Origin of the sequence: Methylobacterium sp. J-078 (assembly GCF_022829285.1) — a bacterium.
GTDB lineage: Bacteria > Pseudomonadota > Alphaproteobacteria > Rhizobiales > Beijerinckiaceae > Methylobacterium.
Window position 1 is genome coordinate 1 of sequence record NZ_JAKSYI010000087.1, and the last position, 9,582, is coordinate 9,582.

General features: G+C 70.6%; 9 protein-coding genes and 4 pseudogenes. 4 read left to right on the forward strand and 9 right to left on the reverse strand.

Going from position 1 to position 9,582, the window contains the following annotated elements:
* Positions 1 to 281: 281 nt before the first annotated feature.
* Positions 282 to 418: pseudogene (locus MKK58_RS27145) on the reverse strand (IS1380 family transposase); the annotation flags it as partial.
* A 274-nt stretch (positions 419 to 692) separates the two neighbouring features.
* On the opposite strand from MKK58_RS27145, the gene rfbC (MKK58_RS13810) reads away from it, so the two are divergent.
* Positions 693 to 1,247, forward strand: a complete 555-nt coding sequence (gene rfbC / locus MKK58_RS13810; protein ID WP_243912601.1) for a dTDP-4-dehydrorhamnose 3,5-epimerase — start codon at positions 693 to 695, stop codon at positions 1,245 to 1,247.
* 55 nt (positions 1,248 to 1,302) lie between these two features.
* Positions 1,303 to 1,551: pseudogene (locus MKK58_RS13815) on the forward strand (NAD-dependent epimerase/dehydratase family protein); the annotation flags it as partial.
* On the opposite strand, the pseudogene MKK58_RS13820 reads toward MKK58_RS13815, so the two are convergent.
* Together MKK58_RS13820 and rfbC (MKK58_RS13825) are read right to left on the reverse strand one after the other, a co-directional pair.
* Positions 1,552 to 1,884: pseudogene (locus MKK58_RS13820) on the reverse strand (GDP-mannose 4,6-dehydratase); the annotation flags it as partial. It lies immediately after the preceding pseudogene.
* Between the two features lie 55 nt (positions 1,885 to 1,939).
* Positions 1,940 to 2,494 carry a dTDP-4-dehydrorhamnose 3,5-epimerase gene (gene rfbC, locus MKK58_RS13825; protein WP_243912602.1) on the reverse strand — a complete coding sequence of 185 codons (555 nt, stop codon included), beginning with the start codon at positions 2,492 to 2,494 and terminating at the stop codon, positions 1,940 to 1,942.
* A 254-nt stretch (positions 2,495 to 2,748) separates the two neighbouring features.
* Between rfbC (MKK58_RS13825) and MKK58_RS13830 the strand changes: the two genes are divergently transcribed.
* Entirely contained in the window at positions 2,749 to 3,303 is a 555-nt protein-coding gene (locus MKK58_RS13830; protein ID WP_243912603.1) for a hypothetical protein, read from the forward strand.
* Positions 3,304 to 3,328: 25 nt separating this feature from the next.
* Here the strand turns inward: MKK58_RS13830 and hpxZ are convergent, their stop codons facing one another.
* From hpxZ to MKK58_RS13860, 6 genes are all read right to left on the reverse strand, one after another.
* The gene (hpxZ, locus tag MKK58_RS13835) at positions 3,329 to 3,709 is read right to left on the reverse strand and encodes an oxalurate catabolism protein HpxZ (RefSeq protein WP_243912604.1); all 381 of its coding nucleotides are present in this window, start codon (positions 3,707 to 3,709) and stop codon (positions 3,329 to 3,331) included.
* 11 nt (positions 3,710 to 3,720) lie between these two features.
* Positions 3,721 to 5,115: an AtzE family amidohydrolase gene (locus MKK58_RS13840; protein ID WP_409565244.1), complete on the reverse strand. Its 1,395-nt coding sequence runs from the start codon at positions 5,113 to 5,115 to the stop codon at positions 3,721 to 3,723.
* Positions 5,116 to 5,129: 14 nt separating this feature from the next.
* Complete coding sequence (locus tag MKK58_RS13845) at positions 5,130 to 5,330, reverse strand: DUF4089 domain-containing protein (RefSeq protein ID WP_243912606.1); 201 nt, start codon at positions 5,328 to 5,330, stop codon at positions 5,130 to 5,132.
* Between the two features lie 60 nt (positions 5,331 to 5,390).
* Complete coding sequence (locus tag MKK58_RS13850; RefSeq protein WP_243912607.1) at positions 5,391 to 7,007, reverse strand: regulator; 1,617 nt, start codon at positions 7,005 to 7,007, stop codon at positions 5,391 to 5,393.
* Positions 7,008 to 7,077: 70 nt separating this feature from the next.
* Positions 7,078 to 7,770: a cysteine hydrolase family protein gene (locus MKK58_RS13855; protein ID WP_243912608.1), complete on the reverse strand. Its 693-nt coding sequence runs from the start codon at positions 7,768 to 7,770 to the stop codon at positions 7,078 to 7,080.
* Positions 7,771 to 7,936: 166 nt separating this feature from the next.
* Positions 7,937 to 8,728 (reverse strand): GntR family transcriptional regulator, encoded by a 792-nt coding sequence (locus tag MKK58_RS13860; protein ID WP_243912609.1) that lies wholly within the window; start codon positions 8,726 to 8,728, stop codon positions 7,937 to 7,939.
* A gap of 327 nt (positions 8,729 to 9,055) precedes the next feature.
* Here MKK58_RS13860 and MKK58_RS13865 point away from each other — a divergent pair.
* A pseudogene (locus tag MKK58_RS13865) lies at positions 9,056 to 9,582 on the forward strand (hypothetical protein); the annotation flags it as partial.

A 9,582-nucleotide genomic window follows, 5' to 3' on the forward strand; every position in this document is an offset into this window, starting at 1 on the left:
ATGTTTCCGTTTTTGGGGCTTTGGGGCAACAAAGTCCCCGCGCGCTCGGAGGGCTGCGCCTGTCCTTCGACAGTGGTGTGATGTTTCTTGCAGGGGCCGCGCTACAGTTACGGATGGACCGGAAGGTCCCCCCAAGGGTCAGACAACCCCATTGTCTGCGACTTTGTGGTGAAGGTGTACGGTCACCCGGCCAATGTATTGTTTGGGAAAGTCGCGGCAGAAGGCGGGGTGGAGACGCCGTTCGGGGCGGGTGGGATCAAAATTACCGGGGGGGGGGGGGGGAGCTTCTCGGCCATTCGTAACCGTAGCGCGGCCTCAGCAAGCAACAGCACACCACTGTCGGATGACAGGCGCCCGCCGTCGAGCGCGCGGTGAACTTCTTGCCCCGAAGCGCCAAAAACGGAAACATCAGCACCATAGCCTTGACATGGCGGGTGTGCCCGGCTCCATACGGTTTGGAAGCTTAGCGTTAGCACTCGAACATCATGTCGCATAAGTGTCTTGAGTTACACTCATAGGCCATGGTTCACCGTCTTCGTATATATAACGTGCCATTGTTTCCGCTTTTATGGGGCCATTAAATGCCCGCGAAATCTGCACTGTGCCCGCGCTTTGGATCAGCAGAGACTGCATTTTTTGCCGAGGTAGGATTTAGAAACAGCTATCCTATTTGATGAGTGAGAGGAAAGCCGATGCGGAGGATTGAGACGGCTATCCCGGCGGTGAAGCGCATCGTTCCCAAGCGGTTCGGCGACGCGCGGGGCTGGTTCTCGGAGACGTACCGGGCGGACGTGCTGGCGAAAGCCGGCATCACGGACGTCTTCATCCAGGATAACCAGTCCTTCTCGGCGCCTCAAGGCACCGTGCGGGGGCTGCACTTCCAGCGGACCCCGATGGCGCAGGCCAAGTTGATCCGGGTCCTGTCCGGCGCGATCCTCGACGTGGCGGTCGACCTGCGGCGCGATTCACCCACCTACGGGCAGCACGTGGCGGTGCGGCTCGACGCGGAGGCCGGCGAGCAGCTCTACGTGCCAATCGGCTTCGGGCACGGCTTCTGCGCCCTCGCGCCCGACACCATGGTGGCCTACAAGGTGGCCGGCGGGGTCTACAGCCCCGAGCACGACGGGGCCCTGCTCTGGAACGATCCCGCGCTCGGCATCGCCTGGCCCGTCACCGAGGCCGAGGCGCAGCTCTCGGACAAGGACCGGGTCGCACCGCGGCTGGCCGAACTTTCGCCTCCGTTCTGAGACCACGTTGTCCGGGCCGCGGGCCCGGCCCGATTCCTCGAGAGACCCTACCCCCATGCGCATCTTGGTCACCGGCGGCTGCGGCTTCATCGGATCGGCACTGGTCCTGCACTTGGTGCAGGACCTCGGACACGAGGTGGCGACGCTGGACGCGCTGACCTACGCGGCCAACCCGATCTCGCTCCAGCCGCTGGCCGACAACCCGACGCACCGCCTCGTCGAGGCCGATATCTGCGACCGCCAACCCGTGCCCGCCCTCGCCGCCGCGTTCCTGCCCGACCCGGTGATGCATCTGGCCGCCGAGAGCCCCGTCGAGCATCACCTGGGTGCTGACCACGTTGGTGCGGATGAAGGCGCCCGGATCGGTGATCGAGCGGTCGACGTGGCTCTCGGCGGCCAGATGCATCACCGCGTCGGGCCGGAACGCGGCGTAGAGGGCGTGCACGGCTTGGCGGTCGCAGATATCGGCCTCGACGAGGCGGTGCTTCGGGTTGTCGGCCAGCGGCTGGAGCGAGATCGGGTTGGCCGCGTAGGTCAGCGCGTCCAGCGTCGCCACCTCGTGTCCGAGGTCCTGCACCAGGTGCAGGACCAGTGCCGATCCGATGAAGCCGCAGCCGCCGGTGACCAAGATGCGCATGGGGGTAGGGTCTCTCGAGGAATCGGGCCGGGCCCGCAGCCCGGACAACGTGTTCTCAGAACGGGGGCGAAAGTTCGGCCAGCCGCGGCGCGACCCGGTCCTTGTCCGAGAGCTGCGCCTCGGCCTCCGTGACGGGCCAGGCGATGCCGAGCTCGGGATCGTTCCAGAGCAGGGCCCCGTCGTGCTCGGGGCTGTAGACCCCGCCGGCCACCTTGTAGGCCACCATGGTGTCGGGCACGAGGGTGCAGAAGCCGTGCCCGAAGCCGATCGGCACGTAGAGCTGCTCGCCGGCCTCCGCGTCGAGCCGCACCGCCACGTGCTGCCCGTAGGTGGGTGAATCGCGCCGCAGGTCGACCGCCACGTCGAGGATCGCGCCGGACAGGACCCGGATCAGCTTGGCCTGCGCCATCGGCGCCCGCTGGAAGTGCAGCCCCCGCACGGTGCCTTGAGGTGCCGAGAAGGACTGGTTATCCTGGATGAAGACGTCCGTGATGCCGACCTTCGCCAGCACGTCCGCCCGGTACGTCTCCGAGAACCAGCCCCGCGCGTCGCCGAACCGCTTGGGAACGATGCGCCGCACGATCGGGATGTCCGTCTCGATCACCTGCATGGAGGACAATCCTCGGAGTTGGGAAATGCGACCGTTCTAGGCAATTTTCGGCCGCGGCCTGTCAAGGGGGGAGGTCGATCTTTGGTTGCTTCCCCGGACGCAGAGTTGCGCCGAGGATTTCGGTCCGGGATGCTGCTGTCGTGTTTTCGACACAAGCGTCTGACAGCGCAGTCTGGAGCATCGGATGCACGACGCGGGCCTGTGTTCTTCGTGCGAACCATGCGCGGGCAGGAATGATCGGACGAGAAAGACCGATGAGCGAGATCCTGCTTCTTGGCGGAACCTGTGGCGAAGGTCCGGGATCCTACGAGGCCGGTGTGTTCCACCTGCCCGATGGCAGCGCGCGGGGCGTCGAGGATTTGGCGGACTTCATGGTGTCTTACGGTCCGGAGCCGGCGTCCCGGCGCCTCGGCATTGCGCGCGGTCTCCGGGACGCCCTGGCATCCACCGGGCCCCTGCCCCGCCCCCTCGGCCTCGCGGCCTCCGTGGCGGGATTCGGCCTCGATGTGATCGGGGGCGGGGGCCGCCCCGGGGCCTCCCTTGAGCTCCGCTTCGCGGACGGCGCCATCGCGTCGGTCCGGACGGAGGCCGACGCCGCCGCGCGGATCGTGCAGGATCGGGAAGTGGTGCGCCTCGCCCTGCTGCGGCGGGCGGTCTCCGCCCCCATGGTCGCAGAGACGCCGACGGAATCTGCGCCTACGCCGGAGGGGTCGGAGACCCGCGCCCTGGCGTCGATCTTCGCCTACGAGAAGCGCGGGGGCCGCTTGCGCCGAGTGGCTGCCAAGGCGCTGGACACGCCGGATTCGTAGCCGGGCCGGGGCCCGCGCGGGCGACTCATCCGTCGATGACGCTGACATGGGCGGCGACCACCTTCCAGCCGTCGGGAAAACGGATCCAGGTCTGGCTCTGGCGTCCGATGCGTCCCGGCGCGCTCGATCGCGTGAACAGGGTCATGGCGATCCCCGTATCGCGGCCGTAGGTGGTGATCACCGTGTCCCTGAGGTCGCGGGCCAGGCCCGCCGGCGAGCGGGCCCGTCGAAAGGCGCGGATCGCGTCCATTCCGTAGAGATTCTCGCCCCCGCCGTAGCGGATGGTGCGGGCATCGTCGTGGAACAGGGCTTCCAGCGTCGGTACGTCGTTGCCCACCAGGGCCGCTTCATAGGCCGCGAAGGCGGCCTCCACCTCGGCCTTCACGGCCGGATCGTCGATGATCATCGCGGTCTCGCTCACAGGTTCGCCACGGGCGCCCGGACGATGCCGTCCCGCTCCAGCTGGTACGCCACCCGCAGGGCGTGGTCCTCGCGCCAGGGGGCGGCGATGACCTGGACGCCCAGCGGCAGCCCGTCGTCGAGGCGCACGGGCACGGCGACCACGGGCAGGCCGATGAACGAGATCGGCTGTGTGAACACGCCGATATTGGCCCGCACCGGCAGGGTCACCCCGTCGAGGACGAAGGTGGTCTGCCCCGAGCGGGGCGCGCGGCAGGGGGTGGCGGGCGCCAGGATCACGTCGACCTCGCGGAAGAGGTCGAGCACGGCGGAGCGGTACCAGCGGCGGAAGCGCTGCGCGCGCTCGACCAGCGGGGCCGGGATCATGGCCCCGGCGATCAAGCGGTCGCGCACGGCCGGGTCGAAATCGTGCCCGCGGGTCCGCAGGCGGTCGAGATGGAGTGCTGCCCCCTCGGCCGCCGTGATCAGGTAGGCCGCTGCCCGGGCGCGGGCCGCCTCCGGGATCTCGACCTCGCGCGTGGCGCCGAGGGCCTGCGCCACCCTCGCCACCGCCACGAATGCCTCGGCGTCGCCGCCGCGCGCGAAGTAGCCGCCAGCCACGGCGACGCGCAGGCCGCCGAGGCCCTCGTCAAGGCCGGGCAGGGCCGCCTCGGCCGCCCGGGTCGTCGCCACCGGATCGTCCGGGTCCGGCCCCTGCATCGCATCGTAACTCAGCGCGAGATCCATGACGCTGCGGGCCATGGGGCCGAGATGGTCGAGGCTGCCGACGAAGGGGAAGCTGCCCGCCCGCGTCAGGCGCCCGTAGGTGGGCTTGAGGCCGAAACAGCCGCAGAAGGCCGAGGGCACTCGGATCGAGCCGTTGGTGTCGGAGCCCAGCGCGATCGGCACCAGCCCCGCGCCGATCGCACCTCCCGAGCCCCCGGACGAGCCTCCGGACATGCGGCCGAGGTCGTGCGGGTTGCGGGTCGATCCGTCGTGGAGGTTCTCGCCGGTGAAGTCGTAGGCGTACTCGCCCATGTTGAGGCCGCCGATCAGGATCGCGCCGGCCGCTTCCAGGCGGCGCACCAGGGCGCCGTCGCGGGTCGCCGGGGCCCGGTCGCGATTGATCTTCGAGCCGGCCCGCGTCGGCAGGCCGGCGATGTCGAACAGATTCTTGACCGCGAAGGGCACGCCCGCGAGCGGTCCGCAAGGCTCCCCCCGGGCCCGGGCGGCGTCCAGGGCCGCGGCGCGGGCGACCGCGCGCTCCGCCAGCACGTCCGTGAAGGCGTTCACCGCGCCGTCGACCCGCGCGATCCGCGCCAGGGTCGCGGCGACATTGGCGGAGGCGGTCGTGGTTCCGTCGCGGAACGCCGTCGCCAGCGCCTCGGCGGTCATGGTGCTGGGGTCTGGCATCGTGTCCGGACCGCTCATGCTTCGTAGACCGGGGCGGCGTCCGCCTCGTCGGGCAGGGGGAATTCGACCACGTGGGCGGCGGCCGCGCGCAGGACCGCGAGGTTGCTGCCGATCGCGCCGATCCAGGCCGGATCGAGGGGAATGGCGAGCAGCCCGGCCGCCGCGTCGATGTAGGCGTCGAGGCCGCCGGGCGGCGGGTCGTTGGGCTCCGACATGAGCGTCCTCCCGAAGGTGTCCCTCCGCGTGGCCGGAAGCCCGACCGCGCGGAGCGGCGTCTATTCTGCCGCCACGGCGGCGTGAGTCGAGGGCGGTCTTGCCGGTGCGGCCGCCGTGGAGCGCGCGGCGGCGTAGAGCAGCGCCGCCACCATCGCGTAAGCAAGCGCCAGGCCGGGCGTCACCGCGATGCCAACGGCGGGGCCGTGCATGAAGCCGAAGAAGGTGAGCGCCGCCCCGGCGAGGGCGAAGGCGGCGGCCTTCAGGAAGTCGCGCTCGATGATGAACACCGCGATGGCGCCCAGGATCAGCCCGCCGAGGATCGCGCCCTCGCCGAGGACGCCCAGGCCCTCGTAGAGCACGCCCGCCTGCCCCAGCTTGGCGAGGCCCACCGCCGCCGCGCTGGTGCCGGCCGCGCCGAGTGCGCCGTCGATCAGGGTCTTGGCCCAGGCGGCCAGGTGCGGCGCGAAGGCGAGCACGATGGCCGGCGCGTGCGAGTGCGGCGTCTCCTGGAAGGCCTGCGCGCCGATGAGCATGCCGATGTAGAGCAGGATCGGGGCGATCGCGACCACGGGCACGAGGCTGGAGAGCAGCGAGACGAGGTTGAGCCAGCAGAGAGCCAGGATCACCGCCCCGGTGGCGAAGGAATAGCCGATGCGCCCGCCCATCGCCTTCCAACCGGGATGGCCGATATAGACCGCGTTGATGAAGGGGTTGCCCATCAGGCAGCCGATCAGGCTGACGACCCCGTCGGCGGTGAGCACGCGGGTGGTGGGATAGGGATCGCCCGCCACCTCGGCGCTCTCGACGTTGTCCATGGCTTCCACGAGGTCGTAGATGCCGAACGGGATCGCGGTCACCAGGATGATCCCGATAAAGTCGAAGCCTGAGAAGACGTGGCCGACGGCCGGCAGCGGCACCGAGAAGCCGATCCCCTGGAGGGCCGCCGCGAGGCCCGGCCCGCTGACGCCGCCCAGGTCGAGGCCGAACAGCTTGGCGCCCCACGCGATCCCCATCCCGAACAGGATCGCCACGAGGCCCGCCGGCAGGCGGCCCGGGTAGCGCAGGCCCCCGAACCAGGCGAGGAGGATGATCGCGAAGGCCACGACGCCGATCACCGGGGTGGTGATGAGTTCCAGCGCCGGGCGCATGGCGATGAAGGTGACGGAGACGCCGGCCAGGGTGCCGAGCAGCGCCGCCCGCGGAGTGATCCGGCGGATCACCGGGGCGGCGAATCCGCCGATCATCAGGATGAAGCTCTGGATGAAGACCCAGGCGAGGCCCGCCTCCCAGGCTTTGACCGGATCGCCGGTGGCGAGCTTGATCGGCAGCATGATCACGAAGACCACGATGAACATGTGCGGCACGCTGATGCCGGAGGGCAGCGCGCAGACGTCGTCGCGCCCCGTCGCCTTCGCCAGCCGGTAGGCGAGCCAGCCGTAATAGGCGGTGGAGAGGCAGAGCATCAGTCCGATGGCCGGCAGGATGCGTCCGAAGGTGATCGCGTCCGGCATGCCGAGCACGAAGCGCAGGAGGCCGGTGAGCACCAGGAGGTTGACGAGGATGTTGGTGCCGAAGCCGAAGAAGGCGTTCCAGTCCCCCGGCACCCAGAGCCCCGGCCGGAAGCCGCCGCCGATGCCGGTCGCCGCCGGCCCCGTCCCGTGTGTGCCCGCCGCCATGCCCGTACTCCTTTTCGCTTGACTGCCGCTCCCGCGCGCCTGGAAATCCGTGTCGAACGAGGGGCCGCGCTCAGTCCTGGCGGCTCGGGCGCGCAGCGCCCGCCAGGGCCTCCACCACCGCGCCGCAGGACGAGACCCAGCCGAAGATGCCGCCCTGGGCCGCGATCATCGCGAGGCCGACCCGGTGGAATTCGGGGAAGTAGGAGGCGCAGCCGTCGGATAGAGCGATGCAGCGGTAGCCGCGGTCGTTGCCCTCGCGGATCGTTGTATGCACGCAGACCTCCGTGGTGACCCCGCAGACGAGCAGGGTGGCGATGCCGCGCGCGGCCAGCACCGCCCCGAGGTCGGTGGCGTAGAAGGCCCCCTTGCCGGGCTTGTCGATCACCACCTCGCCCCGGGCCGGCGCCAGCGCCGGCACGATGCCGTGGCCGGGCTCGCCCCGGACCAGGATGCGGCCCATCGGCCCCGGCGCGCCGATGCGCGCGGTCGGCGCGCCACGCTCGAGCTTGGCCGGCGGCGCGTCGGAGAGGTCGGGCTTGTGGCCCTCGCGTGTATGCACGATGAGCAGGCCGGCCGCGCGGGCGGCCTCGAGGACGGAGCGGATCGGAGCGACGGCGGCCTGGAGCAGCGAGACGTCGTTGCCCAGGCTCTCGCCGAAGCCGCCGGGCTCCAGGAAATCCCGCTGCATGTCGATGATCACCAGCGCGGTGGTGGCCGGATCGAACGGGACGTCGGCGGGCTCGGCCGCGAGGGACAGGGTCATGCCGGGGCACCGGGCGGGAGGAGGGAACCCTCGCGACGGGGCGCGAGGCGGCGTCCGTGTCGCGAATCTCAAGCCGATGATGTATGCAAGGATGGCGCGAGGCACGCCCAAATTATGCCCGAACCTGCATGGTTGCGGTGCATCCTGCGCCATTCCTGCGCGGATTTCAGCGCCGCAAACGCTCCAGCGGCGCTGGTCCTGCGGCGGCGGGGCCACGTTCGCGCGCGCTCTCCCCCGCCGTGGCGCGGTCCTGGGCCGGGGCGGCGTCCATGGCCTCGAACGCGTCCTCGACGATGCTCATGTGGATGAGCATGGCGGCGTTGGCGGCGGCCGCGTCGCGGGACAGGACGGAGCGTACGACGGCGCCGTGCTCCGCGTGCGAGCGCTGCAGGCGCCCGGGCGCGCGGAACTGCGCCCGCCGGTAGGGCATGAGCCGGCGCCGCAGGGAGACCGCGATCTCCTCCACCACGCTGTTGTGGGCCCCCGCGTAGAGGGCGCCGTGAAAGGCCAGGTTCGCCTCGGCGTAGCCCTCCCGGTCGCCCGCCTCGGCGAGGCGGCCCATGGACTCGTGCAGGTTCTGCAGGGCGGCCCGCTCGGTGGGGCTCATGCTCAGGGTGGCGAGGCGGGCGCAGGTCGCCTCGACCTCGCCCATGGCGATGAAGAGCATGTCGAGCTCGTCCGGCGTGATCGTCCGCACCGTCGCGCCGGCGCGGGGGCGCAGGTCGATCAGCCCGGTTCCGCTCAGCAGGCGCAGGGCGTCGCGCACCGGCGTCCGCGAGACGCCGAAGCGCCGGGCGAGAACCTGTTCGTCGAGGCGCAGGCCCGGCGGGAAGGCGCCGGTGAGGATCTCGCCGGCGATCTCGTCCGCCAGGCGTTCGGCACGGGTCTGGGACGCGGGCAAGGGGATCTCGATGCTGGAGAGCGCCGGGGTCGGGGGCGAGCGGCGGCGTGCGGGCATCGTAGGGCCGAGTTGCGCGTCGCCGCAACGGCGGGCCGTTTCAGGCCTCGGCGCGGCAGCACACCGATGCCGTCCGGGCACCACGCCCAACGATCTCGCACGCATGACCGGAAAACGACCCCCGGATCGCGCCGACCGGCGCGCCGGCGGCGGCGGGGTCCGCCCCGGCCGCGGCCGACGCGCGGTGCCGAACCGCATGTCCCGGCGGCCACCGCGCCGGTGTTGCAGATTTGTATCTGTGCGGCGCCCGGCGGTCCGAACCCGGCGCGCTGGCACATCGGTTGCTGAAACGTCCCGCAACGGGTGTTCAAGCCCACGGGGGACGTCATGACGATCAAGACTTTCGCACGACCGCTCGCGGCGGCGGCCATCGGCCTCGCCGCCCTGGTGCCGGCCGTGGGCGCCGACCTCACGAAGGAGAAGGCGCCGACCGCGCCGGCGGAGGTGCCCTCCGGGTTCTTTCTGTTTTCGGACACGCAGGTGAGCTACCGCTACCAGTTCCCCGCGGCGAACCCGGGGAGCCAGGTTCAGCGGGCGGACGTGAGCTTTCGCAACCAGGACGCGCCCAAGCACATCCTCAACCTGTCGCACGCGGATGCCTGGGCCTACGGGACGAACTTCTTCTCCCTCTACATCCTGAAGTCGGGGGCGCAGTTTCCCGCCGGCACCACCAACGCGCCGGGGGGCTTTGCCCAGTACGATTACGGGAACACGGAGGCCTACGGGCTCTACCGGGGCACGCTGAGCCTGAACGCGCTCACCGTCACCAAGGCCTTCGTGGGGCCGGGCCTCGTCAAGGACGTCCCGCTGGCCTTCGGCTGCGACGCCAACGCGCAGCACGACGCCTTCGGCTC